Source organism: Bradyrhizobium liaoningense (assembly GCF_018130785.1).
GTDB classification, from domain to species: Bacteria; Pseudomonadota; Alphaproteobacteria; order Rhizobiales; family Xanthobacteraceae; genus Bradyrhizobium; species Bradyrhizobium liaoningense_A.
Map to the genome: position 1 here is coordinate 57,942 of NZ_JAFCJT010000014.1, position 25,177 is coordinate 83,118.

The 25,177-nt window shown below is 64.6% G+C and carries 24 protein-coding genes; 18 read left to right on the top strand and 6 right to left on the bottom strand.

Annotated features, from left to right (window positions below):
• Positions 1-105 precede the first annotated feature (105 nt).
• Positions 106-1,542 carry a lipopolysaccharide biosynthesis protein gene (locus JQ627_RS24925; protein WP_212486741.1) on the top strand — a complete coding sequence of 479 codons (1,437 nt, stop codon included), beginning with the start codon at positions 106-108 and terminating at the stop codon, positions 1,540-1,542.
• A gap of 9 nt (positions 1,543-1,551) precedes the next feature.
• Here JQ627_RS24925 and JQ627_RS24930 read toward each other — a convergent pair whose 3' ends face one another.
• Both JQ627_RS24930 and JQ627_RS24935 read right to left on the bottom strand, forming a co-directional pair.
• Complete coding sequence (locus tag JQ627_RS24930) at positions 1,552-2,286, bottom strand: SDR family NAD(P)-dependent oxidoreductase (protein WP_212486742.1); 735 nt, start codon at positions 2,284-2,286, stop codon at positions 1,552-1,554.
• Positions 2,287-2,301: 15 nt separating this feature from the next.
• Positions 2,302-3,336, bottom strand: coding sequence for a LacI family DNA-binding transcriptional regulator (locus JQ627_RS24935; protein ID WP_212486743.1), 1,035 nt, complete (start codon positions 3,334-3,336; stop codon positions 2,302-2,304).
• 192 nt (positions 3,337-3,528) lie between these two features.
• Between JQ627_RS24935 and JQ627_RS24940 the strand changes: the two genes are divergently transcribed.
• The 17 genes from JQ627_RS24940 to JQ627_RS25020 all read left to right on the top strand — a co-directional run bounded on the left by JQ627_RS24940 (position 3,529) and on the right by JQ627_RS25020 (position 21,989).
• Positions 3,529-4,830, top strand: coding sequence for an ABC transporter substrate-binding protein (locus tag JQ627_RS24940; RefSeq protein WP_212486744.1), 1,302 nt, complete (start codon positions 3,529-3,531; stop codon positions 4,828-4,830).
• A gap of 61 nt (positions 4,831-4,891) precedes the next feature.
• Positions 4,892-5,779 (top strand): carbohydrate ABC transporter permease, encoded by an 888-nt coding sequence (locus JQ627_RS24945; protein WP_212486745.1) that lies wholly within the window; start codon positions 4,892-4,894, stop codon positions 5,777-5,779.
• A 4-nt stretch (positions 5,780-5,783) separates the two neighbouring features.
• On the top strand, positions 5,784-6,611 hold the full coding sequence (locus JQ627_RS24950; RefSeq protein WP_212486746.1) for a carbohydrate ABC transporter permease: 828 nt from the start codon (positions 5,784-5,786) through the stop codon (positions 6,609-6,611).
• Between the two features lie 8 nt (positions 6,612-6,619).
• Positions 6,620-7,624, top strand: coding sequence for a zinc-binding dehydrogenase (locus JQ627_RS24955; protein ID WP_212486747.1), 1,005 nt, complete (start codon positions 6,620-6,622; stop codon positions 7,622-7,624).
• Between the two features lie 6 nt (positions 7,625-7,630).
• Positions 7,631-8,704 carry an ABC transporter ATP-binding protein gene (locus tag JQ627_RS24960; RefSeq protein WP_212486748.1) on the top strand — a complete coding sequence of 358 codons (1,074 nt, stop codon included), beginning with the start codon at positions 7,631-7,633 and terminating at the stop codon, positions 8,702-8,704.
• Positions 8,701-9,651 carry a sugar kinase gene (locus JQ627_RS24965; RefSeq protein ID WP_212486749.1) on the top strand — a complete coding sequence of 317 codons (951 nt, stop codon included), beginning with the start codon at positions 8,701-8,703 and terminating at the stop codon, positions 9,649-9,651. Before JQ627_RS24960 ends, JQ627_RS24965 begins: the two co-directional genes overlap by 4 nt.
• Entirely contained in the window at positions 9,648-10,685 is a 1,038-nt protein-coding gene (locus JQ627_RS24970; RefSeq protein ID WP_212486750.1) for a tagatose 1,6-diphosphate aldolase, read from the top strand. The genes JQ627_RS24965 and JQ627_RS24970 overlap by 4 nt, the downstream gene beginning before the upstream one ends.
• A 48-nt stretch (positions 10,686-10,733) precedes the next feature.
• Complete coding sequence (locus JQ627_RS24975; protein WP_212486751.1) at positions 10,734-11,858, top strand: mandelate racemase/muconate lactonizing enzyme family protein; 1,125 nt, start codon at positions 10,734-10,736, stop codon at positions 11,856-11,858.
• Positions 11,859-12,101: 243 nt separating this feature from the next.
• A complete protein-coding gene (locus JQ627_RS24980) occupies positions 12,102-13,334 on the top strand; it encodes a branched-chain amino acid ABC transporter substrate-binding protein (RefSeq protein WP_212486837.1) in 1,233 nt (410 codons plus the stop codon).
• Positions 13,335-13,453: 119 nt separating this feature from the next.
• Positions 13,454-14,401 (top strand): branched-chain amino acid ABC transporter permease, encoded by a 948-nt coding sequence (locus JQ627_RS24985; protein ID WP_212486752.1) that lies wholly within the window; start codon positions 13,454-13,456, stop codon positions 14,399-14,401.
• A complete protein-coding gene (locus tag JQ627_RS24990) occupies positions 14,398-15,690 on the top strand; it encodes a branched-chain amino acid ABC transporter permease (protein ID WP_212486753.1) in 1,293 nt (430 codons plus the stop codon). Before JQ627_RS24985 ends, JQ627_RS24990 begins: the two co-directional genes overlap by 4 nt.
• On the top strand, positions 15,687-16,436 hold the full coding sequence (locus JQ627_RS24995; RefSeq protein WP_212486754.1) for an ABC transporter ATP-binding protein: 750 nt from the start codon (positions 15,687-15,689) through the stop codon (positions 16,434-16,436). Before JQ627_RS24990 ends, JQ627_RS24995 begins: the two co-directional genes overlap by 4 nt.
• Positions 16,436-17,131, top strand: a complete 696-nt coding sequence (locus JQ627_RS25000) for an ABC transporter ATP-binding protein (RefSeq protein ID WP_212486755.1) — start codon at positions 16,436-16,438, stop codon at positions 17,129-17,131. The genes JQ627_RS24995 and JQ627_RS25000 overlap by 1 nt, the downstream gene beginning before the upstream one ends.
• Positions 17,132-17,383: 252 nt before the next feature.
• Positions 17,384-18,598, top strand: a complete 1,215-nt coding sequence (locus JQ627_RS25005) for an ABC transporter substrate-binding protein (protein WP_409363816.1) — start codon at positions 17,384-17,386, stop codon at positions 18,596-18,598.
• An 89-nt stretch (positions 18,599-18,687) separates the two neighbouring features.
• Positions 18,688-19,884: a CaiB/BaiF CoA-transferase family protein gene (locus JQ627_RS25010; protein ID WP_212486757.1), complete on the top strand. Its 1,197-nt coding sequence runs from the start codon at positions 18,688-18,690 to the stop codon at positions 19,882-19,884.
• A gap of 107 nt (positions 19,885-19,991) precedes the next feature.
• Complete coding sequence (locus JQ627_RS25015) at positions 19,992-20,210, top strand: hypothetical protein (protein ID WP_212486758.1); 219 nt, start codon at positions 19,992-19,994, stop codon at positions 20,208-20,210.
• Between the two features lie 216 nt (positions 20,211-20,426).
• On the top strand, positions 20,427-21,989 hold the full coding sequence (locus JQ627_RS25020; RefSeq protein WP_212486759.1) for a L,D-transpeptidase: 1,563 nt from the start codon (positions 20,427-20,429) through the stop codon (positions 21,987-21,989).
• 27 nt (positions 21,990-22,016) lie between these two features.
• On the opposite strand, the gene JQ627_RS25025 is transcribed toward JQ627_RS25020, so the two are convergent.
• The 4 genes from JQ627_RS25025 to JQ627_RS25040 form a co-directional block, all read right to left on the bottom strand.
• On the bottom strand, positions 22,017-22,838 hold the full coding sequence (locus tag JQ627_RS25025) for an enoyl-CoA hydratase/isomerase family protein (protein ID WP_212486760.1): 822 nt from the start codon (positions 22,836-22,838) through the stop codon (positions 22,017-22,019).
• Between the two features lie 23 nt (positions 22,839-22,861).
• Complete coding sequence (locus JQ627_RS25030; protein WP_212486761.1) at positions 22,862-23,839, bottom strand: ABC transporter substrate-binding protein; 978 nt, start codon at positions 23,837-23,839, stop codon at positions 22,862-22,864.
• A 104-nt stretch (positions 23,840-23,943) separates the two neighbouring features.
• The gene (locus tag JQ627_RS25035; protein WP_212486762.1) at positions 23,944-24,591 is read right to left on the bottom strand and encodes an isochorismatase family cysteine hydrolase; all 648 of its coding nucleotides are present in this window, start codon (positions 24,589-24,591) and stop codon (positions 23,944-23,946) included.
• A 33-nt stretch (positions 24,592-24,624) separates the two neighbouring features.
• Entirely contained in the window at positions 24,625-25,152 is a 528-nt protein-coding gene (locus JQ627_RS25040; protein WP_212486763.1) for a hypothetical protein, read from the bottom strand.
• Positions 25,153-25,177: the final 25 nt, after the last annotated feature.

Sequence of the window (25,177 nt, forward strand, 5' to 3'; positions counted from 1 at the left end):
GCGATCTGCAGACTTATGTGACACTCTTGAGAGATGCTGGGACGCAGTTCGTTCGCCCTGCCAAGGCCCATTGATTATCGGCCGTCATCATCGCAACGGTCCCGCATGCTGAACCGCCATTTCTCGATTTATCTCGTTGCCTACATCCTGCCCGCAGCGGTGGGTTTCTTCGCCGTCACGGCCTACACGCGGCTGCTGACGCCGGCCGAGTACGGCGTCTATGTCGTCGGCATCAGCCTCGCCGGCATATTGGGCGCGATCTTCTTTGCCTGGATCAAGCTGTCGGTGTCGCGCTATCAGGCGATGTCGGCGGAGGTGGATTTTCGCGGCACGGCGATGGTTGCCTTCGCGCTGACGGCCGCGGTGCTCTGCGCCACCACGCCGCTGGTCTTCCTGTTCCGCAGCGACCTCAGTGTCGAGCTGCTGCTCGCCAGCATGTTCGTCGCGATCATGGCCAATGCCGTCGATGTCGGCCAGGAATTCGAACGCGCCAAATTGCGCCCCTACAGGTTTGCGGCAATCTCGATCGTCCGCAGCGTGTCGAGCGTCGGCTTTGGCCTGCTCGGCATCTGGCTCGGCTGGGGAGGGCTGGGACTGCTCGCCGCATTCGGCCTGGGCTCGCTCACCGGCATCATTCTCAATCTCGTCGGCGACCGCACGAAGATCGCGCGCTTCCAGCGCAGCCAGTTCTTGCAGCTGGCGCGCTACGGCCTGCCGCTGACGCTGGCCGGATTGTCCGTTGCGGTCTATTCGGCCTGCGACCGGCTCATCGTCGCTTATCTGCTCGGCAAGGACGCCGCCGGCATTTTCGGCGTCGCCGCCGATCTGCCGCGCCAGTTCATGGTCATGATCGCCTCCAGCGTCGCCGCGGCAACTGTGCCGCTGGTGTTCCGGTCGCTGTCGGAGAAAAACAGCGAGACGACGCGGGAGCGGTTGACCGAGAGCTTCGAGTTGCTGCTCGTCGTCGTCGCGCCCGTCGCCGTCTGGCTCGCGCTCGCGGCCGACCAGGTCGCGGGTACGCTCGTCGGCGTCGACTTCCGGGCCGGCGTCTCGGCGCTGCTGCCGACGCTGGTGCTCGCGCGCTTCTTCGGCATCGCCAACCAGTTCTACGTCCAGATCAGTTTCCAGCTCGCCGAGCGGCCCTTCATGCTGGCGGCGCAGTCGTTCCTCACGCTCGTCCTGAGCGTGGCACTGATGTTCGCGCTGGTCGCCGGCTACGGCCTCTACGGCGCGGCACTCGCCACGCTCGCCACCGAAGCGCTCGGCCTCGTCGTCGCCGTCGCCCTGATGCACCGCGCCCATCCCGTGCCGTTCGACTTCAACCGTCTCGTGGGCGTTGCCGCTTCGGCAGCGGCGATGGCCGCTGCTATCCTACTCGCGCGGTCGCAGGCCAGCGGCACCGGCATCGTGTCGCTGATCATCGTCAGCCTCGCGGGCGGCCTTGCCTATGCCGCTGCGGCCTGGCTGTTGAACGTCGCGAACGTGCGGACGTTGTCGCTCCGATTCCTGCGGACGTTCAACCGGAAGGCGCTCGGCGCATAGGGCTGCGCACTACCCCGCCAGAAACCCGCCATCCACGGCAACGACGGTGCCGGTCGCGTATTGCGAGGCCGGCATGCAGAGGAAGGCAACTGCGCCGGCAATGTCTTCCGGCTGCCCCCAGCGCTTGAAGGCGGTGCGATCGGCGATGCGCTGATAATGTGCGAGATCGGTGCGGCCCGCGGCATTGATCGCGGTTTCGATATAGCCGGGCGCGACGGCATTGACGCGGATGCCTTCCTCGGCCCACTTCAAAGCCAGTGCCTTGGTCAGCATCACGACGCCGCCCTTGCTGGCGCAATAGGCGGGAATTCGCGGCAGCGCCAGCGTGGCATTCATCGAGGCGATGTTGACGATCGAACCCTTACGCTCCGCGAGCTGGGGACGGAACGCCATGCAGGTCCGGAACGTGCCGGTGAGATTGACGTCGAGCACCTTCATGAAGGTCTCGATCTCGAATTCCTTGTCGCGCGCGAGAATCCCGGCGCAGTTGACCAGCGCGTCGACGCGCCGGTGCTGCCGGGCGAAGGACGTGACGGCCTGATCATCGGTGACATCGAGCGTCGCGAGCGTGAGGCCAGCGCGCGGCTTGAGCAGGGTGCGGGCCAGATCGGCCTCGTTCGCGCCGGTTGCAGTGACAGTCGCGCCGAGGTCGCAAAACTGGTTGCTGATCGCTGCGCCAATGTCGCCGGCGCCGCCGATCACGACGGCATGAAAGCCGGGCCCGAGGGAAAAATTTGAACTCATGGGGAGGGTCTCTCTTCAGGATTTCGCGGGCGAAGCCGTCGATTCGCGGACCACCAGCGAGAAGTCGATCTCGCGGTGCATGATGGTCTGCTCGCCGGCAAGGCTCCGCACCAGGTATTCGCCGGCGCGCTGCCAGGTCTCTCCGGTCGGAACATGGATCGTGGTCAGGCTCGGCCGCAAATGCCTGCTCCAGTCGAGGTCGTCGAAGCCGACGACAGACAGGTCGCGCGGCACGGAGAACCCGTCGCGCTCCGCCTCGAGCAGCACGCCGTAGGCGATGACGTCATTGCCGCACACAACGGCCGTCGGGCGGTCCTTGAGATTCAGGAGATAGCGCGCCGCCTCGCGCGCGTCGTCCAGCGTATAGGGCACCTCGACATGCCATTGCGGGGGAAGTGCGAGCCCGTTCTCGGTGAGCGCGCGGCGAAAGCCGGCGACGCGGGCGCTGGCGCGGTCGTTGTTACGCTGGAGCGCCGAGACGATCCCGATGCGGCTGTGGCCGAGTTCGATGACATGCGCGGCGGCGCGATGGGCGGCGGCTTCGTTGTTCGTTCCGACGCAAGGGTAGGGTCTGTCAGGCTGGTAGATGCCGACGTTGATGAAGGGCACCGCATTGTCCGCGAGCAGCTTGCGCAATCCCTCGTGATGGCAGTCACCACGCAGCACAAGGCCGTCGACGCCGCGGCTGATCAGATTGCGTGCCTGCTGCAGTTCGACGTCGAGATCGTATCCGCTGGTGGTGAGAAACAGCATGTATCCGACCGAGGAGAGATATTGCTGCAGCGAAGCGATGCCGCGCGCGAACATCGTGTTGTCGATCGTCGGCACGATCGCGCCAAGGGTACGCGAGCGACGTGACGACAGAATGCGCGCCGGCGCGTGCGGGATATAGCCCAGCGCGTCGATGGCCTGCTCGATGCGTGCACGCAAGGAGGGGCTCACCGCATCTGGATTGTTGAGGGCGCGCGAGACCGATGCGGTCGAAACGCCGGCCCGGGCCGCCACGGCGCGGATGCCCTGTTTCATGGACTTGGCGTTGGTCAGTCTCATGAATGTAACGTTACATCCTGTGCTGGGTGCGGCCTGGTAGCGAGAATGTCGTAAATCTGCCGCAGATTGTGCGGCTTGTCCATCGCTTGACACGGCGGATGTGAGGTCTATTTTGTAACCGTTTTCAAGTGGTGTGCAAACGAGTTCAAAATGGTCCGCCAACTTAAGGCGGCCAGCCGGGAGGAGAGTTCAATGAAGGCAAGGATGTTCGCGACCCACGTCGCGTTGCCCGTTCTCGCGATAGCCGCCGTCAGCGTGCAGGCGAACGCGGCCGATTTCGACTGGATGAAGTTCAAGGGCAAGACCGTCACCTTTCTCGCCAACAACAATCCGGTGGCGCAGGCACTCCTGACCTACAAGGCCGATTTCGAAAAGCTGACCGGCATGACCCTGAAGGTCGACGGCTATCAGGAACAGCAGATGCGCCAGCGTCTGGTCACCGTCATGAATGCGAACAGCGACGAGGTCGACGTGTTCATGACGCTGCCCTCGCGCGAGGGCGAGCAGTTCGCCGCCGCCGGCTGGTACGGCGATCTCACCGCCATGGCCAAGAACGAGGTCGCCAAGGAATACGACCCGGCCGGGCTGAGCCAGGCCCTGCTCAAGGCCGCGACCTTCGGCGGCAAGCTGACCAGCATGCCCATGAATCTCGAAGGGCCGATCTTCTATTACCGCACCGATATCTTCAAGAAGTGCGGCCTCGAGGCGCCGAAGACGATCAAGGACGTCGAGGCCGCCGCCGAAAAGATCAAGGCTTGCGACAGCGCGGTGACGCCGTTCGTCTCGCGCGGCCTCAAGCCCGCGGTTGCGTACACCTTCAGCAACATGCTGCACAATGTCGGCGGTACGTACATCGCCAACGGCAAGTCGAACCTCTGCTCGGCCAAGGGCAAGGAGGCGCTCGACACTTATAGCCGGTTGCTGCGCGACTTCGGACCGCCCGGCGTCGTCAACTACAGCTTCCAGCAGATTTCCGCGCTGTATCGCGGCGGCCGCGCTGCGATGGCGTTCGAATCTTCCAATGAGCTGCGTACAGTCATGGAAGGCGGCGCGCGCCTGAAGGACACCGGCCTGCTGCCATTCCCGGCGGGTGAAGCCGGCCAGGTGCCGACCACGATCGGCTGGGGCATGGCGGTGTCCTCGCACAGCAAGCAGCCGGATGCGGCCTGGTACTTCGTGCAATGGGCGACCAGCCCCGAGGTGCAGAAGAAGATGGCGCTCCAGGGCATTGCGCCGCCGCGTCCGTCCGTCGCGAACGATCCTGAATATCGCAAGTGGATCGACGAGGAACCGGTGCGGAAGGAATGGCAGGCTGCGCTCGACGTGCTCGCTACCAAGGGCTCGTCCGAAGTCGGCTATCCCATCGTCGCGAACCCGCAATCGCGCGAGTTCATCGGGCAGGCGGTGCAGGATCTGATCCTGAAGCAGAAGACCGTCGATCAGGCTTGCGCGGATGCCGACAAGGCGCTGGACGCGCTGATCGCGCTGAACTAACCGCCCGATGCCGGCCGGCTTCCCGCCGGCCGGCACCTAACTCGATCGAGGACACGAACGCATGTCTGACACGGCTGCGACACTCACGCAGGACCGGCAGAAGCTGGAGATGGCGGCGCTCTCGGCGCCGGCCGTGATCTTCACGGTCGCGATGATCGCGTTTCCGGTCATCTATACGGTCTGGCTCGGCTTCCAGACATTTTCCTCGACCGGCAAGCAGTCCTTTGCGGGCCTCGCCAATTATTCGAAGCTGATCTCCGACTACGAATTCTGGCACGGGCTGTGGATCACCATCGCGCTGTTCGTGCTGTCGCTGGTGCTGCAGCTCGTCTTCGGCGTCTGGCTTGCGCTGGTGCTGTTCCACGCCAAGCGCCTGCCGGGCATCGTGCGTTCGCTGTTCATCTCGCCCTTCATGATGCCGCCGGTGGTCGCGGGCATGATGTGGCTGGTGATCCTCGATCCCTCGCTCGGTGCCGCCAACTACATCCTCCAGTTGTTCGGCCTGCCGCCGTCGGACTGGCTGGCCTCGCCGATTTGGGTCATCCCGACCGTCGCGCTGATCGACAGCTGGCAGTGGACGCCTTATGTCGCCCTGATCGTGCTGGGCGGCTTGCAATCGCTGCCGCCGAGTGTTTACGAGGCCGCGCAGATCGACGGTGCATCTCCGTTCAAGACGTTTCAGCGCATCACGCTGCCGCTGCTGCTGCCGACCATCGTCACCGCGGCGATCCTGCGCAGCGTCGATCTCTTGCGCTTCTTCGACATCATCTACATCACCACCCAGGGCGGCCCGGGCAACGCCTCGAACACGCTCAACATCTACGGCTTCCGGGTCGGCTTCGAATTCTTCAACATCGGCTATGCCAGCGCCCTGATGCTGACGCTGACGGCGATCGTGTTCGGCGCCGTGCTCGCCTTCAATCGCCTGCGCGGCGCAGTGGCGTGGTGATGTCATGACCGATGCCGCCAACACCGACCGCTGGATCCGCTGGCTCAACACCGTGCAACTCGTGATCGCCGGCGTGCTCATCATGGCGCCGACGGTCTGGATGGTGCTGTCCTCGTTCAAGCCGTCCTTCGAGGTCACCGCCTATCCGCCCACGCTGATCTTCTCGCCGACGCTCGACAATTATGTCGAGCTGACCAGGACCACGCCGTTCCTGAGCTATGCGCTCAACAGCCTCATCGTCACCGTCGGCTCGACCGCGCTCGGGCTGCTGTTCGGAATCCCCGCCGCTTTCGCCGTGTCCTGGACGCGCATTTCGTGGCCGGCGATCCTGACGCTCGCGGCGCGCATGGCGCCCGGCACGCTGTTCCTGCTGCCCTGGTACGTCATGTTTCGGCAGGTCGGCATGATCGGCTCCTACACCGCGCTGATCCTCAGCCACGCCGTCATCACGTTGCCGATCGTGATCTGGGTTCTGCTGCCGTCGTTCGACGGCATTCCGCGCAGCGTGTTCGAGGCTGCGCAAGTCGACGGATGCAGCGTCACGCGCATCCTCTGGCGCATCGCGCTGCCGCTGGTGGCGTCCGGCGTCGCGGTTTCGGCGATCCTCGCCTTCGTGTTCTCGTGGAACTACTTCCTGTTTGCACTGGTGCTCTCCAATGGCGACACCAAGACGCTGATCGCGGCGGCCTTCAACTTCATCGGCGAAGGCTCGACGCAATGGGGCGCCCTCATGGCGGCTGCGACGCTGATCGCGTTGCCGCCGCTGGTGCTGGCGGCCCTGGTTCAGCGCTGGCTGGTGTCCGGACTGACCCTCGGTGCGGTGAAAGGCTAGGTATCGAAATGAACATGTCGCCCCGTCCGAATTCGATCATGCAGGCCGCGGTCTTCCACGGCAATGACCGCATCACCATCGAGCGCGTGGCGATGCCCGATGTCGGCGCCGGCGAGGTGCTGGTGCGAGTCTCGCGCACCGCGCTGTGCGGCTCGGACTTCAAGCTCTGGCACAAGGGCGCCGAGTTCACCGCCGGCCACGAGATCTTTGGCGTCGTCGAGCAGCCCGGTCATCGCCTGAACGGCCGCCGCTGCGCCGTCTACATCCCCTTGCACTGCGGTCATTGCGCCGCTTGCAAGCGGGGCGATACCCAGATGTGTCTGGAAGTCTCCAGCCTGATCGGCTGGAACAGGCCGGGCGGCTATGCCGAATATGTGCCGGTGCCGGAAAACTGCCTGCTGCCGGTGCCCGATGATATCGAGGATAGCCTCGCGCCGCTGCTGCTCGACACCATCGGCACGTCAGGACACGCCGTCCGCTTCGTCAGCCGCGTGGTGCCGGCGAACGAGGCCGGACCTGTCCTTGTCATGGGCGCGGGGCCTGTCGGCCTCGGCGTCGTGCTGGCGCTCCGCGCGCTCGGCTACAACGACATCCATGTGGCTGATCCCAACCCGGCGCGCCTGAAGATCGCGCAATCCTTCGGGGCGAAGGCGCATCCGGTCGGCGATACCTCGAAGCGCTTTGCCCTCATCATGGAATGCTCGGGCGCGCATGCGGCGCGCAACCTCGGCATCGAGCTCGTGCTGCCGCGCGGCGCGCTGGTGCTGGTCGGCGAGAATGCCGCGCCCTGGACCATCGAGGAGGGCAAGGTGTTCCGCCGCAAGGATTTCTACATGATCCGGACCTTCTATTTCCCGGTCTCGGATTTCGAGCCGAATGTCGAGCTGCTGCGCAAGTACAAGGACGAGTACCGCGTCCTCGTCGACGGCGAGTTCGGCCTACAGGCTCTGCCCGAAAATTTCGCCCGCTTCGCCAAGGGCGAGCTGATCAAGCCCGTGCTGGCGTTGGACTGACCGATCATGGCCTCGATCTCGATCCGCAACCTCACCAAGCGCTACGGCAATTTCACCGTGATCCCCGATCTCAATCTCGAGATCGCGGACCATGAGTTCGTCGTCTTCGTCGGCCCGTCCGGCTGCGGCAAGTCGACCTTGCTGCGCATCATCGCGGGCCTCGAGCCGATCTCGTCAGGCGACCTCTATATCGGCGACAAGCGCGTCAACGGCGTACAGGCCGCGCAGCGCGATATCGCCATGGTGTTCCAGGACTACGCGCTCTATCCGCACATGCGCGTCTACGACAACATGTCGTTCGCGCTGGAGCTGCGGGGCACGCCGAAGGCCGAGATCGAGGCCCGCGTGAAGCGCGCCGCCGCGCTCTTGCACATCGAGCCCTATCTCGACCGCAAGCCGAAGGAGCTCTCCGGCGGCCAGCGCCAGCGCGTCGCCATGGGCCGCGCGATCGTGCGCAATCCCAAGGCATTTCTGTTCGACGAGCCGCTGTCCAATCTCGACGCAAAGCTCCGCGGGCAGGTGCGCGCCGAGATCAAGGCGCTGTCGCAGCAGCTGAAGACCACCATGGTCTTCGTCACCCACGACCAGATCGAGGCCATGACCATGGCCGACCGGATCGTGGTGCTCCAGAACGGTACCATCCAGCAATACGACACGCCGGAGACGGTCTACGAGCGGCCGGCCAACCAGTTCGTCGCCGGCTTCATCGGTTCGCCCGCAATGAACTTCTTTCCGGTCGAATGGCGCCAGGAAAGGGCAGTCCTCTCGCAAGGTAGGACGGTGGTGCCGCTGGACGGCGAGACCGCAGGCCACTTGAGCAAGGCTGGCAATGCCGTGCTCGGAATTCGTCCCGAACATTTCGCCGTCGCTGCCGACGCCGCCGATGGCATCGCCATCGACGTCAAGTTGGTCGAACCGCTCGGCTCGGATACGCTGATCCATTTCGATCTCGCCGGTGGCTCCGCCATCGCGCGCGTCGATCCGGCGCTGCGGCCGAAGGTCGGCGATCGCATCACGCTGCGTCCGCAGCCGGGCAAGACGCATCTGTTCGATGCGGCCAACGGACAGGTTCTGCGGTGAGCACGTCGGCCAACATCGGAGATCTCGCGGACGTCGCGTCCCGCACGAAGCCCGTGCACGTGATCTGCCTCGGGCTGTCGGCGCTCGATCAGGTCTGGCGTGTCGATCGGCCGTTCGCGGGTGGAAGCGAGAAGATCAAGGCCATCGAGTACGGCACGCTCGGCGGTGGCATGGCCGCCAATGCGAGCGTGGCGGTGGCAAAGCTCGGCGCGTCCGTCGCATTCTGGGGGCGGGCAGGGAATGATGCCGCGGGGCACGAGATGCGATCGGCCTTCGCCGCTGAAGGCGTCGATGTCGAGAGCTTCCGGCTGTTTCCCGACGGCCGCTCGTCCGTCTCCGGAATCATCGTCGACAGCTCAGGTGAGCGGCAGATCGTCAATTTCCGAGGTCTTTACCCGGAGGCCGCGGATTGGCTTCCACTCGAAGCCGTCGCGCGCGCATCATCCGTGCTGGCCGATCCACGCTGGGTCGAAGGCGCGGCGACACTGTTCCGCGAAGCGCGCTCACGCGGCATCCCGACTGTGCTCGACGGCGACATGGCCGATGCCGAGGTGTTCGAGCGGTTGCTGCCCCTGACCGACCACGCGATCTTCTCCGAGCCTGCGCTCACATCCTTTGCCGGCTCGGCCAGGGATGATTCTCTGGCCGCGCTCGCGCGCTTCGGCTGTCGCGTCATCGCCGTCACGCGCGGCGAAGGGGGCGTGAGCTGGTACGAGAACGGCCGCCTGCTTCGACAGGCCGCCTATGCCGTCGACGTCGTCGACACCACCGGCGCGGGCGACGTCTTCCACGGCGCCTATGCGCTCGCGATCGGCGCCGGCCTCGATGTGCACGCCGCCATGGCGTTTTCGGCGGCGACCGCTGCCATGAAATGCCGCCACGCCGGCGGCCGCAATGGAATCCCCACCATCAACGAGTGTCTTGTATTCATGAGGACGAAGCCATGAGAACGATTGGAAAGAACCGCGGCCTGGCACGGCTTGCTGACGCGGACGGCCACTTTCGCATGGTCGCGCTGGATCAGCGGCCGCCACTGTTCGATGCCATTGCAAAGGCGAAGGGCATCACGCGCGACCAGGTCGAATATTCCGACGTCACGGCGGCCAAGCGTCTCCTCGTCGAGAACCTCGCGCCGCATTGCAGCTCGATGCTGTTCGATCCGAACTTTGCCGTGCCTGCCGCGATCGATCTGCTGCCGCCGCGCTGCGGCTTGATCATGACGCTGGAGGAGCATCGCGTCGAGGAAACCGCGGGCGGCCGCAAGTCGCGCGCGATCACCAACTGGAACGTGGAGAAGATCCGCGCCATGGGCGGCGACGCCGTCAAGGTGCTGGCCTGGTACCGGCCGGACGCCGATGCCGCGGTGAACGAGCATCAAAAGAAGTTCGTGCGCGAGATCGGCGAGGACTGCGCCCGCCACGATATCCCCTACGTGCTCGAGCTGCTGGTCTATCCGTTCCTCGGCACAGCCAATCACACCGCCGATTACGTGGAATCGCCGGGCAAGCTTCCGGGCCTCGTCATCGACAGCGTGCGCGAGTTCGCCAAGCCGGAATACAACGTGGATCTCCTCAAGCTGGAGAGCCCGCTTGCGGCCAACGGCCTGCCGGCCCGTGACGGCAGCGCGGAAGCAAAGGCCGCGCAGAAGGAGTTCGATGCGATCGGTGATATCTGCCGCGACCGCAGCATCCCCTGGGTGTTGCTGTCGGGCGGCGCTGCGCCCGAAAAGTTCGAGCGCGTGCTCGACTACTCCTATGCCGCAGGCGCAAGTGGCTTCCTGGCGGGCCGCACCATCTGGCTGGATGCCGTCCTGAAGAACTTTCCGGACCGCGCAGCGGTGTCGGCCAGCCTGCGCAAGGATGGCCTCAACGTGCTGGAACGGCTCAGCGAGTTAACCACGGCCAAGGGCACGCCGTGGAAGGCGCGCTATCCTGTCTTCACCGATATCAAGCAGGAAGGTGACTTCGCGCGCGCCTACTGAGATGGTAGCGATCCCGCGTGGTCTCATCCCGATCGCAGGATCTATAACATGACTGACAGCTTCACCATCCGCTCGATCGAGGCCTTCTGCTATCGCTATCCCCTGGCGACGCCGGTGGTGACGTCGTTCGGCAAGATGCTCAACCGTCCGGCCGTCTTCGTTCGCGCGCTCGACGAGGACGGCGTCGAGGGGTGGGGTGAAGCCTGGTCCAACTTTCCTGCACCGGGCGCCGAGCACCGTGCCCGGCTCGTCAACGAAGTGCTCGCTCCGGGTCTCGTCGGGCGCAGGTTCGACGGTCCCGCTCAGGCCTTCGAGACCCTGACCGAGGGTACCGAAGTGCTGGCGCTTCAATGCGGCGAGCCCGGTCCGTTCGCGCAGGCGATCTCCGGCATCGATCTCGCGCTGTGGGACCTTTTCGCGCGCCGTCAGAACTTGCCGTTGTGGCGGCTTCTCGGTGGACAGTCGCGCAGGATCAAGGTCTATGCCAGTGGCATCAATCCGGGCGGCGCCGCGCAGACGGCCGAAGCCGCGCTCGCGCGTGGCCATCGCGCGCTCAAGCTGAAGGTCGGATTCGGTGCCGGGACCGACCTCGCCAATCTGGCCGCGCTGCGCGCGATCGTCGGTGCGGGCATGCTCGCCGCCGATGCCAATCAGGGCTGGTCGGTAGATCAGGCGCTGGAGATGCTGCCGCGGCTGGCCAAGTTCGGTCTGCGCTGGCTGGAGGAGCCCATCCGCGCCGATCGACCGCGCGAGGAATGGCGCAGGCTGCGGGCGAGCGCGACGATGCCGATGGCCGCGGGCGAGAACATTTCGAGCGTCGAGGCATTCAAGGACGTCCTGGCCGAAGACGTGCTCGGCGTCGTTCAGCCTGACATCGCGAAATGGGGCGGGCTGAGCGCATGCGCTGGCCTCGCGCGCGACATTCTGAAGTCGGGCAAGACGTTCTGCCCGCATTATCTCGGCGGTGGCATCGGACTGCTTGCCTCGGCGCACCTGCTGGCGGGCATCGGCGGCGATGGCTGGCTCGAGGTCGACGCCAACGACAATCCGCTGCGCGACCGGTTCTGCGGTGCCGTTGCCAATGTCACTGATGGTACGATCGTCCTCGGCGAGGAACCCGGGCTCGGGTTCACGCCGGACCTGTCAGGGATCGCGGACTATCGCAGCCTGTAGACGGCTCCGACACCGGCGTCGTCGCGCCGCACGGACGAGTTTCCCCTTGCGTTCTATTCCTCGTCGCGGAAAGCTGCCGACGAGACGGGCGGCCGCCTTCACATTTCATAGCGACGGCCGGAGCCATGTCTTGCGGAGCTTGAAAACTAAAGTTCGTTCTGCTCATTAGAGGTCTGAAATTGCGCTGCAACATGCGCGAAAGATCCATCGACTAAAGTCGATAGCCAGCGAGGAAACGAAATGATGCGCAAGCTCACTTTGGCCATTGCCGTGGTCGCCCCGATGCTCGGCCATGCCGCGTCGGCCCAGGACACTCTCAAGATCGGCTACATCGATCCGCTCTCTGGCGGTGGCGCCAGCGTCGGCGAGGGCGGCCTGAAGACATTCCAGTATCTGGCCGACGAACTCAACGCCAAGGGCGGAATTCTCGGCCACAAGATCGAGATCGTGCCGCTCGACAACAAGACCAATCCGCAGGAGAGCCTGGTGCAGGCCCAGAAGGCGATCGATGCCGGGGTCCACTACATCACCCAAGGCAACGGCTCGTCCGTCGGCGCGGCGCTGTCGGACTTCGTCACCAAGAACAACACGCGAAATCCCGGCAAGGAAGTGCTGTACTTCAACTACGCCGCCGTCGATCCCAGCCTGACCAACGAGAAGTGCAGCTACTGGCATTTCCGCTGGGATGCGAGCTCCGACATCAAGATGGAGGCGCTCACCAACTACATGAAGGACACCGCCTCGATCAAAAAGGTGTACCTGATCAACCAGGACTATTCGTTCGGCCAGTCGGTGCGCACCGACGCGCGCAAGATGCTCGGAGCCAAGCGGCCGGACATCCAGATCGTCGGCGACGAGCTGCACCCGCTGCTCAAGGTCACGGACTTCTCGCCCTATATCGCCAAGATCAAGGCGTCCGGCGCCGACAGCGTCGTCACCGGTAACTGGGGCCAGGACATCGCGCTGCTGCTCAAGGCTGCGGCCGATGCCGGCCTGAAGGTCAATTGGTATACCTATTATGCCGGCGGCGCCGGCGGCCCGACTGCCATCAAGCAGACCGGTCTCGATCATCAGGTCTTCCAGATCACCGAAGGCTTTGCCAATTCCGGCAACAAGGCGGCGATGGATTACGAGAAGGCGTTCCGCGCCAAGGTTAATCTGTCGCTCTGGTACCCGCGTGCGGTCAACGAGATGCGCATGTTCAAGGCGGCGGCCGAGAAGGCCAACTCGATCGACCCCGTGAAGGTGGCGGCGGCGCTCGAGGACCTGAAGTTCGAGGTTCTGGACGGCGGCACCGGCATCATGCGCAAGGACGACCACCAGTTCCTTCAGCCGATCTACATTTCCTCCTTCGGCAAGCTGACCGAGAATGAGCCGTTCGATGAGGAAAACACCGGCTGGGGCTGGCACCTCGTCTCCAAGGTCGACACGGAGAAGGCCATGGTCCCCACGACCTGCAAGATGGCGCGGCCGTAATCACGACATCCGTCGTTTTCCCGCGGCCGCCATCGGTCGCGGGAAGGCGGTGGCCGGACTATTCTTGATTGGGCGATGTTCACCGGGGCCATCAGGCCCCGGACAGAGACGAGTGCGCTGTGCTTGAACTCATTGTCATTTCGACCTTGAACGGCGTGCTGTTCGGCATGCTGCTCTTCCTGCTGTCGAGCGGGCTGACCGTCATCTTCAGCATGATGGGCGTGCTCAACTTCGCGCATGCCAGCTTCTACATGCTCGGCGCCTTCTTCGGCTTCCAGCTCACCAAGTGGATCGGCTTCTGGCCGGCGCTGGTGCTGGCGCCGCTGCTGGTCGGCGCCATCGGCATGGCGGTGGAGCGCTACGGCCTGCGCAATACCCACAAGCACGGCCATGTCGCGGAATTGCTGCTGACATTCGGTCTGGCTTTTGCGATCGAAGAAATCGTGTCGATGATCTGGGGCAAGAGCCCGGTCGACTATCGCGTGCCGGCGCTGCTCGACTTCCCGGCCTTCACGATCTTCTCGACCAACTATCCCGCCTACAAGATCTTCATGCTGGCCGTGTCGGTCGTGATCTTCGTGGCGCTCCTGATCGTGCTCAAGCGCACCCGCGTCGGCCTGATCGTGCAGGCGGCGCTGACGCATCCGCACATGGTCGGGCATCTCGGCCACAATGTCGGGCGCGTGTTCATGGTGGTGTTCGGAGTCGGCAGCGCGCTCGCCGGCATTGCCGGCGTCATTGCCGGACCGGCCCTGGTGACGCAGTCGGACATGGCCGCGGCACTCGGGCCTATCCTGTTCGTCGTCATCGTGTTCGGTGGCCTCGGCTCCTTGCCGGGCGCCTTCGTCGCCTCGCTCGTCATCGGCCTGGTGCAGACTTTTGCGGTGGCGCTGAATGGCTCGCTCGCCAGCGCCTTCGGTCCGCTCGATCCGTCGGCGGGGCCCTCCGTGCTTACCGACATCTGGAACGTCACCATCGCCCAGGTCGCGCCGATCGTTCCCTATCTCCTGCTCGTGATCATTCTGATCGTACGCCCCATGGGCCTGATGGGGACGCGCGAATCATGAATACGGCCACGACCTCGACATCGAAAGCCCCGGCAAAGCCCGCCGGCGACGGCCTGCGCTTCTACGGCGTCTGGCTGGTCGGCATCGCCTTGCTGATCGTCCTGCCGATGATCTTCTCGTCCGGCGGCTCGCTGACGTCCTTCAGCCTGATCGGCATCGCGATCGTGTTCGCGCTGTCCTACAACATCCTGCTCGGCCAGACCGGCCTGCTGTCGTTCGGCCATGCCGTGCACTATGGCCTCGGCGGCTTCGCGGCCTGCCACATGATGAATGCGGTGGTGTCGCATGGCTGGCCGATCCCGCTGCCGTTCATCCCGCTGTTCGGCGGGCTCGGCGGTCTCGCCTTCGCGATGATTATCGGCTGGGTCATGACCAAGCGCGCCGGCACCGTGTTCGCGATGATCTCGCTCGGCATCGGCGAGTTGGTGGCGTCGTCCTCGCTGATCCTGCGCTCGGTGTTCGGCGGCGAAGCCGGCATCACGACGGATCGCACGGCGTTGCCCAAGATGTTCGGCTGGTCGTTCGGGCCGCAGCTTCAGGTATATTACCTCATCGCGTTCTGGCTGGTGCTGTCGGCGATTGCGATGTACGCGCTGACGCGCACGCCGCTCGGGCGGATCAGCAACGCGGTCCGCGACAATCCCGAGCGCGTCCAGTTCATCGGCTACGATCCGCACGTCGTCCGTTATATCGCCTTCTGCTTCGCCGGGTTCTTCGCGGGCGTCGCCGGCGGGCTCGCCGCGATCAATTTCGAGATCGCGAACTCCGCCTATCTCGGCGCGATCCAGTCGGGCCTCGTGCTGTTCTCAACCTTCATCGGCGGCACCGCCTATTTCTTCGGGCCGATCCTCGGCGCGATCCTGGTGACCTATCTGCAACTCGGGTTGACCAGTGTCACCAGCGTCTGGCAGCTCTATTTCGGCATCATCTTCATCGGCATCGTGATGTTCTCGCCGGGCGGTATCGCAGGCTTGTTGATGATGCACCGGCCGCTGGTTCGCGCGGGAACGCTGTGGACGGTGATCCCGTCCTATCTCGTCGCGATCGTGCCGACCGTGGCGCTCGCCTGCGGCGTCATCCTCACCATCGAGACGGTCGCGCGCTATTCCGGTGGCGACCCGATCAACCTGTTTGGCATTCCCTTCGATGCGAAGTCCCCGGTGACGTGGATTGCCGCAGCGGTTCTCGTGGTCGGCGGCTCGTTCGTCGCGCGGCTGACCTGGCGGAGGATCGCGGACGCGTGGGACAGGGCTGCGACGGTCGCCCGTGACCGGGGGTATCTGGCATGAGCGCAGCCATCGAAGTCCGCGCCGTCGAAAAGCGCTTCGGCAATGTCGGCATCATCCGCGACCTCAATCTCAGCGTCGCGAAGGGCGAGCGTCACGCCGTCATCGGTCCGAACGGCGCCGGAAAATCCACGACGTTCAATCTGATCAGCGGCCACATCAAGCCGACATCGGGCGAGGTGAAGCTGAACGGCGATGTGATCTCCGGCCTGCGGCCGTTCGAGATCAACCGGCGCGGCCTGTCGCGCTCGTTCCAGGTCACCAACGTGTTCGCGCGCATGTCGGTCTGGGAGAACGTCCGCTGTGCCGTGCTGTGGGCGACGGGGCATCGCTATGCCTTCTGGAAGAATGTCGACAGCCTGCCTGAAGTGCGCGAGCGCACGGCCCAGATCCTGGATGACATCCATCTGACGCATCGGCGCGATGTTCCGGCCGGACTTCTGACCTACGCCGAGCAGCGCGAGCTCGAGATCGGCATAACCATTGCGAGCGGGGCCACGGTCGTCATGCTGGATGAGCCGACTGCGGGCATGAGCCACGCCGAAACGGATCGCGCGGTGTCGCTGATCCGGCGACTGACCGAGGGCAAGACCCTCGTCATCGTCGAGCACGACATGAGCGTCGTGTTCGGCCTTGCCGACCGCATCTCAGTGCTGGTTTACGGCCACATCATCGCATCGGGCACGCCGGAGGAGATCCGGCGCGATCCGAAGGTCAAGGAAGCCTATCTCGGCGAGGAAGCGCACTGATGCTCGAGGTCAGGGATCTCCACGCCTATTACGGCAAGAGCCACATCCTCCAGGGCGTCGACCTCGACGTCGCCGCGGGTGAGGTCGTGAGCCTGCTCGGCCGCAACGGCGTCGGCCGCTCCACCACGGTCAAGGCGATCATGGGCGAGGTCGCGCCGCAAGGCACGATCCGCTTCAAGGGCAAGGACATCGCCGGCCTTCCCAGCTACAAGATCGCGCGCCTCGGCCTCGGCTATGTTCCCGAGCATCGCGATATCTTCCCGAGCCTGACGGTTCGCCAAAACCTCCTGCTCGGCGTCAAGGACACGCGCCGTCCCGGCAAATGGCGGCTTCAGGACATGCTCGACATGTTCCCCAATCTCGCCGCGCGTGCCGATACGGCCGCGGGCGTGCTGTCCGGCGGCGAAAAGCAGATGCTCACGACCTGCCGCACGCTGATGGGCGATCCGGACCTGATCATGATCGACGAGCCGACCGAAGGTCTCGCGCCGCTGATCGTGCATCAGGTCGGCGATCTCATCGCCCGCATCGCGCAGGCCGGCGTCGCAATCCTGCTCGTCGAGCAGAAGCTGTCGATCGCGATGCGGATCTCGAAGCGCGTCTACATCATGGGCCACGGCCGCGTCGTGTTCGAGGGAACGCCGGACGAGCTCAAGGCCAATGCCGCCGTGCGCCAGGAATGGCTTGAAGTCTGACGCATGGCTTGAAGTCTGACGCATGGCTCGAGGTCTGACGCTCACATTGTGGTGTGACGCACGCCCAAAATAGAACGGCTGCAAGCTGCGCATACGCATCTGAATTCTTCGCTACATCTCACGCTTCATAATCAAGGTATCGTCGCGCTCGCCGGCATCGCGATCGATGCGGCCGATGACAACCAAGAAGAAAGTGGAGGGCGCCGGCGGCAGCCTGTGAGCTCGCGCGTCGATGTGTCTTGCCTGGAGGAGATGCCGAGCATGCCGGGAAAACAACTGGTCCGTGGAGCTGTCGCTCTGCTTGCCGCACTGAGCGCCGCTTCGGTCGCTACGGCCGGAAATTACGACACCGGCGCGACCGACACGTCGATCAAGCTCGGCCAGACCATGCCCTACTCGGGACCGGCCTCGGCCTATTCCGCGATCGGCCGCGCCGAGATCGCCTATTTCAAGATGCTCAACGACAAGGGCGGCATCAACGGCCGCAAGGTCGAGCTGCTCAGCATGGACGATGCTTATTCGCCGGCGAAAACGGTGGAACAGGTGCGGCGCCTCGCCGAGAGCGACGAGGTCTTCGCGATGTTCTCGATGCTCGGCACCGGCCCGAACATCGCGGCGCAGAAATATCTCAATGCCAAGAAGATCCCGCAACTGTTCCCGTCGAGCGGCGCCAGCCGCTGGAACGATCCGCAGCATTTCCCCTGGACCACCGGCTCGCAGCCGACCTACCGGACCGAAGGGCGCATCTACGCCAAGTGGATCCTCGCGAACAAGCCGAATGCTAGGATCGCGGTCATCACGCCGAACGAGGATCCCGGTCGCGACTATCTCGCAGGCTTCAAGGAAGGGTTGGGCGAGCACGTCAACCAGATCGTGTCGGAGGCCGTCTACGAGACGACGGACCCGACCGTCGACTCCCAGATCGTGAAGTTCAAGGCCGCCGGCGCCGACGTTGTCTTCAACGAGTGCACGCCGAAATTCGCGGCGCAAGCGATCAAGAAAATCGCTGAGCTGGGCTGGAAGCCGCAGATCATCCTTCCGGCGGTCTCCAATTCCGTCGGCTCCGTGCTGGCGCCGGCCGGGCTCGACAATGCCGTCGGCATCGTCACCGGGGCCTTCCAGAAGGACCCCGGCGATCCGTGCTGGGAGAATGACGCCGGCATGAGGGCCTGGCGCGAATGGATGAAGACCTACAATGCCGGTGCCGACCCCGCCGACATCTTCAATGTCACCGGCTACACCATGGCGCAGATGATGGAGCTGGTGCTGCAACGCGCCGGCAATGATCTGACGCGGGCGAATTTGATGAAGCAGACGCAGTCGTTCAAGGACATCGAATTGCCGATGCTGCTGCCGGGCATCAAGCTCAACACGTCGGCCGAGCAGGTCACGCCGATCCGGCAGTTGCAGATGGCGCGCTTCAACGGCAAGTCCTGGGAGCTGTTCGGCGACGTGATCGGCGAATAGGATCGACGCATCGTGACGGGCGGGCAGGGCACCAGCCTTGCCCGCGTGTCGTGTCCACATTGATCGCTTCCTCCAGCCACAGTGAACAGATGATGACACCGACCGGCCCCCTCAGCGGTATCCGCGTTCTCGATCTGACGAGCGTGCTGTTCGGCCCCTATGCCGCGCAGATGCTCGGCGACTGGGGGGCCGACGTCATCAAGGTCGAGCCGCCCGCGGGCGACACTTGGCGCTACACCGGCGTGTTCCGCAACCGCGGCATGAGCGGACAGTTCATGGCGGTCAACCGCAACAAGCGCAGCCTCGCACTCGACCTGAAGCATCCGGACGGCAAGGCGGCCCTGGCCAGGCTGATCCCGACGGTCGATGCGCTCGTCACCAATGTACGGCCGGCCGCGATGGCGCGGCTCGGCTTCGGTTACGAGGCCTGCGCAAAACTCAACCCGCGGCTGATCTATGCCGCGGCGACCGGCTTCGGCCAGGACGGCCCGTGGGCGGCGCGCCCCGCATTCGACGAGATCATCCAGGCGGCTTCGGGTTTGGCGTCGTCGATCGGATCAGACGAGGAGCCCGAATTCATCCCGAGCCTCGTCGGCGACAAGATCTGCGCGCTCGCAATGGTCGGCGCGGTGTCCGCGGCCTTGTTCCGGCGCGAGCGCACCGGGCAGGGCCAGATGGTCGAAGTGCCGATGCTGGAAACCATCGCGGGCTTCAACAGTATCGAGATGCTGGGCGGGCACGCGTTCGATCCGCCGATCGGCCCGACCGGCTACAAGCGGATGAAAAACCGGCGCCCGGTGCAGACCAAGGACGGCTGGCTGACGATGCTGCCTTACTCCGGAGACAATTGGTGCGCCTTCTTCGAGGCTGTCGGCCGCCCCGAGCTGATCGAGGAGCTTGGGGTGCGCGATCCCGTGCTGCGTTCCCAGAACATCGACAAGGTCTACGACCGCATGAGCGAGATCGGGCCGACCCGCACCACGGCGGAGTGGGAGGAGCTATTGCTCCGGCTGGATGTGCCGCACACGGCCTTCGCCCGACTCACCGAGATCGGCGAGCAGCCGCATCTCGCGGCCGTCGCACTGTTTGCGGACATCGATCATCCCTCGGAAGGCCGGATCCGGCAGGCGCGGCCCGCGACGAAATTCTCGGAAAGCCCGGCCGGCATCCATCGTATGGCGCCGCGCCTCGGCGAGCACTCGCGCGAGGTGTTGCGGGAGGCGGGCTTGAGTGATGCGGAAATCCAGGCCGCGGTCGACAGCAAGGCGGTTGGTGTTGCGTCCTAGGCCGGCCGGTGTTCAGGAACCGTCACGCGTCTCTGTGATGACCGTCACATCCTGCTGTCTCGGGCGGATCTAGCGTAGGTCTGTTCATCTTCGCCCCGGATACGGTCATGACCGCCACCGACTTTGCTTTCGTTCTGCGCAGGCTGGGTCTTGCCGCCGCCCTCATCTGCGTCCTCCAGAGCCTTACCGTGTTCGCGGTCCTGCTGGTCGTGGAGCACGAACCGGTTGGGCAGGCTGCCGCGCTTGCTCTGCCGCTCATGGTGTTTGCGCTGTTCGGCCTGTTCGGGGTTGCAATGACACGGCTGATCGGGCGCCGCAGCCATTAGCCGGACATTGCGCCGCAGCGATTCGTGACCAGCCCCGGTCCAGCCCCGACCCCAGGCCACCTTCCGCCTGCGCGAGCCCTCGTATATGAGAGATTTGCCGCCGAACCGGTCCGAATATTGCCGGATACGGAACGCAAGGTGGCTGCGAATTCTTAATCCTAAGATCGCAATCTGACGTGACGTAAGGCGCGGATTGGTACCGGACCGGGGAATGGCATGAAAGACCTGATGACGACGGCGCAATCCACCACCGAGATGCGGCGTTGGCGGCCTCCCGGACTTGCTGCGCTCGCGACGGTCGCCGCCCTGACGGCACTGACCGGCAGCGCCGAGGCGGCCAAGCAGGCCCGCCAGCCGGTCGAGGCGGTGGCGCCGCGCGAGGCCGGCGAACCGATCATGGCGATCGTGTCGATCAAGAGCCAGCAGGTCACCTTCTACGATTCCGACGGCTGGATCCTGCGTGCGCCGGTCTCGACTGGCACCACGGGACGCGAGACGCCGGCCGGCGTCTTTGCCATCGTCGAGAAGGACAAGGACCACCGCTCGACCATGTATGACGATGCCTGGATGCCCAACATGCAGCGCATCACCTGGAACGGCATCGCGCTCCACGGCGGGCCGCTGCCCGGCTATGCCGCCTCGCACGGCTGCGTGCGCATGCCCTTCAACTTCGCCGAGGGCCTGTTCGACAAGACCAACATCGGGATGCGCGTGATCATCTCGCCGAACGACGCGGCCCCGATCGATTTCACGCATCCCTCGCTGTTCGTGCCGAAGCGCGAGGCCATTGCAGCCGTGCCGAGCCGGGCCGACAAGCTCTCCGCTGAAGCCGAGGAGGCGATCCAGGCTGCCGCCGAGGCCAAGAAGGCTGCGACCGCGGCCGCGAAGGAGGCCGCGTCGCTTCCCGCGTCGCTGCGCAAGCTGGAACAGCAGAAGGCCAAGGCCGACGCCGAACTCGCTTTTGCCGACAAACAGCTCGCCGCCGCCAAGACCGATCAGGCCCGCGCCAAGGCCGAGGAGCTGAAGCAGAAGGTTACGACCAAGGCCGCCGACGCTGCGTCGGCGCTCGATGCCGCCAAGGCCGCCGCACAGCCGAAGCGCGACGCCGTTCTCGCCACCAAGGAGGCCGCAAAGGTCGCGGCAACCAGGAAGGCCGACGCCGTGACGGCTGCGACCGACGCCAAGCTCGCGCTCGAGCCGGTGTCCGTTTACATCAGCCGCGCGACGCAGAAGCTCTACGTGCGGCGGAACACGCACAAGCCGGCGCCGGATGGCGGCGGCGAAGTGTTCGATACCAGCATCGAGGTTCCGGTCACGATCCGCAATCCCGACCAGCCGCTCGGCACGCATATCTTCACCGCGATGGCGAAGAACGATACTGGCCTGCGCTGGAGCGTGGTCACGATCGACAACGGCGACGACGCCAAGGACGCGCTCGACCGCATCACCATCCCGCGAGACGTGTGGGATCGCATCGGGCCGACGGCATTGCCGCGTTCGTCGATCATCATCTCGGACGAGCCGCTGAGTGCCGAAACCAACTACCGCACCGAGTTCGTGGCAGTTCTGAGCAATCATCCGCAGGGCGGCTTCATCACCCGCAAGCCGACCGCGCCGCCGCCGATGGAAATGGCAAGCGACGACAGCTGGGGCAATGGCGGCAACGGCTTCGGCTTCTTCTTCCAGCAGCAGCCGAACCCGCAGCCCGTCAATCCGCGCCGGCGCGGCCAGTATCAGTATTATCAGCCGGCCCAGCCAATGCAGCGGGGTTTCTGGTAGGACGCGGCACGCAGCATCCGGATGATCTCATCCGAGATCTGCCACCGCCGCACCAAGCCGCAACTCGATGTCAGAACGCCGCTGCAATCCGCGTTCCAGCAGGGACGCGGCCCGCGCTCGCGTCGCCGGATGAGTAGCCGAGGTGAAGAAGGCCTTTAGCGCCGGCGGGAAGACGCTGTCCGCCGGCAGTGTCACGTCATTCATGAGCGCCTTGGCGCCAACCAGCGCATGCTTCTCGAATGAGGCCATCCGGCGAGCGAAGGCCTCGACGAACGCCTCGATCTCCGCGTCGGGCAGCGCGCGGTTGACGTAACCGTAACGCTCGGCGAGTTCGGCCGAAAAATCTTCCGCGCCCAGGATCACCTCGAGGCCGCGCCCGCGCCCCATCAGGCCGGCGAGCCGCGCCATGGGATTTCCGCCGGGGACCGAGCCGAGCCCAACCTCGAACTGTCCGAGAATGCCCCGTTCGATGCTGGCGAAGCGCATGTCGCAGGCAAGGACAAATTCGCTTCCCGCACCCCGCGCGCGGCCGCGGATTTCAGCGATGGAGGCGACCGGTGCGCGCGCCAGTCGCACGAGCACGTCGATCCATGGATGCATGCCGGTCGGGCCGGGCGGCATCGCTGCCACTTTCGCCTTGTCGGCGAGCACGTCCCAATGCGCCAGGAAGAAGTCCGGGTCCGTGCTTCGAAACACCACGACCTTGACGTCCGCATCGCTCTCCAGCGCCGTGAGCAGGTCCTGGAGCTCGCCGATCGTGTCGGGGTCGATCAGATTGATCGGCGGATTGCTGAAGGTCGCAATCCACAGTCCGGAGGACGGCTTGTCGATGATGATCTGTGGGCTCATAGGAGTCTCCTTGTTTGTCGATTTCACTGAATCACCTCGTCGGCGCGTGCGAGCAGGCTTGCCGGAATATCGAGCCCCGCCACGCCGGCGGCCTTTGCGTTGATGACGAATTCGAACGTCGTCGGTTGGACGACAGGCAGGTCGGACGGCGAGATGCCTTTGAGAATCTGGCCGGCGTAAAGTCCGATTTGCCGGTAGCCGTCGGGCGGGGAGACGCCGTAGCTCATCAAGGCGCCCTGAACGGCGTATTCGCGGAATTGGTGGATCGCCGGAAGCCGTTCCTGTGCCTCGAAAGCCACGATGTGCTTTCCGCGCGTGTCGAAAAACGGGGACGCGCAAACGAGCAGGCCTTCGGCGCCCACGGTCTTCAGTCGCTCGAAGACAATCGCGAGATCGTCGTCGTTGCTCGCGTACACGATCTCGACGGGCTGCTCGATGTCCTCCGCGGCCCGCGTGATCTCGAGGATTTGCGTTCCGGACTCCTGAAATTCGCGGTCAATGAGAACGCCGAGCACTTTTGCGCGAGGCAATAGCTCGTGCAGGATTCCGAGCCGCTTGGCCTCCAGCTCCGTGGCCAGCAGGCTCACGCCCGTCATGTTGCCGCCGGGCCGGTTCATGCTTCTGACGAGGCCGATCTTCACGGGATCGCCACCGACGGAGAAGACAGTCGGGATCTCGGCCGATGCGGCCTTGGCCGCGAGCGCGGAGGGCTCGCCCCCGGCGGCGATCAGCACGGATGGTTTAAGCCTGACGATCTCGGCCGCCAGCGCCGGAAGCCTTTCATAGTCGCCTTCGGCCCAGCGGTAGGCGATCGTCGCGTCCTGGCCTTCGACGTAGCCGGCCTCGGTGAGCCCCTTGCGAAAGGCAGCGACGATGCGGGCCGAATCCTCCGGCGTCCGGCTGCTCAGGAAGCCGATGACAGGCTTGCTGTGCTCCTCCTTCGCAAAGGAGGGCCACAAGGCAAATCCGGCGAAAATTCCAAGAAAATCGCGGCGTCTCATGATCGAGCCTCCAGATTTGGTTCTGAGCTGCTCTTGCCTCGCCGGATCCGGCCAGGCTGTGTGGCGTGGTTGCCCGTCCGGATCCTTCGTATCGGTTGGCCCGACTACGCAGCGACCACTGCGGACGGATCCGACGCCAACGCCTCGACGATCTCCTTCGTGGTCACGATGGCGCTGGCGTAGTTCGGCATGTTGATCTCGAGTGCGGCATGCATCATCTCGTCGGAGTAGTCGGCGACGGCGTCCTTGATGACCGTGACGTCGTAGCCGAGCTCGGCGGCGAAACGGACGGTCGCTTCGATGCAGGTGTGCGCGATCAGTCCGATGACGATGAGGCGCTGGATGCCGTGCCGTTTGAGCTGCAGATCCAGGTCGGTGTTGGCGAAGCCGCTGGAGCACCAATGTTCGCCGGCGACGATTTCGCCGGGCTCAGGCACGAACTCGGCGCGGAATTCGCCACCCCAGGTGCCAAACTCGAAGCTCTTGGCCTTCCACGCCCTCCGCTGGACCGGCGCGACGTACTTCCAGGATTCGTAGTCGCCGGGGCGGTAGCGGTGATGCATGGCGTAGAAGACCCGAAGCTTCGCATCGCGTGCGGCATGCAGAACCTGCTGCATGTGCGGAACGCAATTGTTCGCTTCGGCCACGGCCTTGATCCGTGGCCAGATCTTGCCGCCCTCCGAAATGAAGTCGTTGTAGGGATCGACCACGAGGAGGGCGCTGATGCTCCTGTCGTAGGAAGAAGGTGTCATGGAACTCTCCATTGCGACGATGCAGACGGATTGTCAGGCGTTCGCCAGCGCAGCGCGTTCGATGCTGGCGGCGAACAGGGGTGTTTCGCTCTGATTGTGGGCGATCGAAGCAGGCTGGCGCTGCGCGCGGAACAGGTCGAACGGGATGCCCTGCTTGTCGATGAAGGCCATGAACTCGTCGGTCGCGTGCGACCGGACGCGGTTGGTGAACTCGCACTTGCCGGGTTCGATTTCCTTGACGCTCAATTCCCAGGTGACGTGAATGGTCGTCCGTCCGGTGGGTGTGAAGACGTCGGAGGTCGAATCGAGGATCAGATGGTCCTTCTCGCCGAGCGTCTCGACGTAGTGCTGTACCATCAGGCTGCCGCCGATGGTCTCGACGTTGATGGACATCCGCTTGCCGTCCGGCGCAGTCGTGAAGCCGGCGGCGATGTGCGCCGGCGAGCAACCCTGATATTCACGTTCGGACAGGTTGAAGCACCATTCGGGAATGTTGATCTTGTCCTTCGGGGCATTGATGATGGCGGTGAAGCTGGAATCGACGATCTGGTTGCTGGTCATGTCTCAATCTCCTCGTTGCGTTGCG

What these genes read in the sequence shown, in the direction of transcription:
- JQ627_RS24960 (WP_212486748.1), top strand. Translation starts at nt 7,631, where the DNA reads ATGGCCTCGATCTCGATCCGCAACCTCACCAAGCGCTACGGCAATTTC.
- JQ627_RS24970 (WP_212486750.1), top strand. Translation starts at nt 9,648, where the DNA reads ATGAGAACGATTGGAAAGAACCGCGGCCTGGCACGGCTTGCTGACGCG.
- JQ627_RS24930 (WP_212486742.1), bottom strand. Translation starts at nt 2,286, where the DNA reads ATGAGTTCAAATTTTTCCCTCGGGCCCGGCTTTCATGCCGTCGTGATC.
- JQ627_RS25025 (WP_212486760.1), bottom strand. Translation starts at nt 22,838, where the DNA reads ATGAGCCCACAGATCATCATCGACAAGCCGTCCTCCGGACTGTGGATT.
- JQ627_RS24945 (WP_212486745.1), top strand. Translation starts at nt 4,892, where the DNA reads ATGTCTGACACGGCTGCGACACTCACGCAGGACCGGCAGAAGCTGGAG.
- JQ627_RS25015 (WP_212486758.1), top strand. Translation starts at nt 19,992, where the DNA reads ATGACCGCCACCGACTTTGCTTTCGTTCTGCGCAGGCTGGGTCTTGCC.
- JQ627_RS24995 (WP_212486754.1), top strand. Translation starts at nt 15,687, where the DNA reads ATGAGCGCAGCCATCGAAGTCCGCGCCGTCGAAAAGCGCTTCGGCAAT.
- JQ627_RS25010 (WP_212486757.1), top strand. Translation starts at nt 18,688, where the DNA reads ATGATGACACCGACCGGCCCCCTCAGCGGTATCCGCGTTCTCGATCTG.
- JQ627_RS24925 (WP_212486741.1), top strand. Translation starts at nt 106, where the DNA reads ATGCTGAACCGCCATTTCTCGATTTATCTCGTTGCCTACATCCTGCCC.
- JQ627_RS25020 (WP_212486759.1), top strand. Translation starts at nt 20,427, where the DNA reads ATGAAAGACCTGATGACGACGGCGCAATCCACCACCGAGATGCGGCGT.
- JQ627_RS25000 (WP_212486755.1), top strand. Translation starts at nt 16,436, where the DNA reads ATGCTCGAGGTCAGGGATCTCCACGCCTATTACGGCAAGAGCCACATC.
- JQ627_RS25005 (WP_409363816.1), top strand. Translation starts at nt 17,384, where the DNA reads ATGCCGAGCATGCCGGGAAAACAACTGGTCCGTGGAGCTGTCGCTCTG.
- JQ627_RS25030 (WP_212486761.1), bottom strand. Translation starts at nt 23,839, where the DNA reads ATGAGACGCCGCGATTTTCTTGGAATTTTCGCCGGATTTGCCTTGTGG.
- JQ627_RS24950 (WP_212486746.1), top strand. Translation starts at nt 5,784, where the DNA reads ATGACCGATGCCGCCAACACCGACCGCTGGATCCGCTGGCTCAACACC.
- JQ627_RS24990 (WP_212486753.1), top strand. Translation starts at nt 14,398, where the DNA reads ATGAATACGGCCACGACCTCGACATCGAAAGCCCCGGCAAAGCCCGCC.
- JQ627_RS24975 (WP_212486751.1), top strand. Translation starts at nt 10,734, where the DNA reads ATGACTGACAGCTTCACCATCCGCTCGATCGAGGCCTTCTGCTATCGC.
- JQ627_RS25040 (WP_212486763.1), bottom strand. Translation starts at nt 25,152, where the DNA reads ATGACCAGCAACCAGATCGTCGATTCCAGCTTCACCGCCATCATCAAT.
- JQ627_RS25035 (WP_212486762.1), bottom strand. Translation starts at nt 24,591, where the DNA reads ATGACACCTTCTTCCTACGACAGGAGCATCAGCGCCCTCCTCGTGGTC.
- JQ627_RS24940 (WP_212486744.1), top strand. Translation starts at nt 3,529, where the DNA reads ATGAAGGCAAGGATGTTCGCGACCCACGTCGCGTTGCCCGTTCTCGCG.
- JQ627_RS24980 (WP_212486837.1), top strand. Translation starts at nt 12,102, where the DNA reads ATGCGCAAGCTCACTTTGGCCATTGCCGTGGTCGCCCCGATGCTCGGC.
- JQ627_RS24955 (WP_212486747.1), top strand. Translation starts at nt 6,620, where the DNA reads ATGAACATGTCGCCCCGTCCGAATTCGATCATGCAGGCCGCGGTCTTC.
- JQ627_RS24935 (WP_212486743.1), bottom strand. Translation starts at nt 3,336, where the DNA reads ATGAGACTGACCAACGCCAAGTCCATGAAACAGGGCATCCGCGCCGTG.